The organism is Pedobacter sp. BG31 (genome assembly GCF_042464845.1).
Classification (GTDB): Bacteria; Bacteroidota; Bacteroidia; order Sphingobacteriales; family Sphingobacteriaceae; genus Pedobacter; species Pedobacter suwonensis.
Genome location: NZ_JBHNZK010000070.1, coordinates 1 through 303, shown reverse-complemented (window position 1 = coordinate 303; position 303 = coordinate 1). Strand labels below are relative to the sequence as shown.

General features: G+C 34.0%; 1 pseudogene. It reads right to left on the bottom strand.

Annotation, left to right across the window (positions count from 1 at the left end):
* Positions 1-41: 41 nt before the first annotated feature.
* Positions 42-303: pseudogene (locus tag ACFE6N_RS23615) on the bottom strand (hypothetical protein); the annotation flags it as partial.

Here is a 303-nt window from a genome sequence, read left to right as displayed (position 1 = left end):
TGTAATAGCCACTACTTAATCTGACAGTTGGTTAGTTTTTGCTAATTGTCAGATTGAATTTCTGAATATGTTTTTTGCTCTTCTGAGATCGTTAATTTATCTATTACTTTCTCTTGTTTATAGCTCTCAAATATATCCTCTTCCTTTAATTTTTCCAATAACTTCTCCTTAGCCAGAGGAATACTTAATTTAAGTGTTTCCATTGGAGTTTTTCCGAAGCAGTGTTTGCCACTATGTGTCCTTTCATTATTGTAGTAGTACATCCATTTATCAAGATCTGCCTGTAGCTCCTCTATCGTGCGA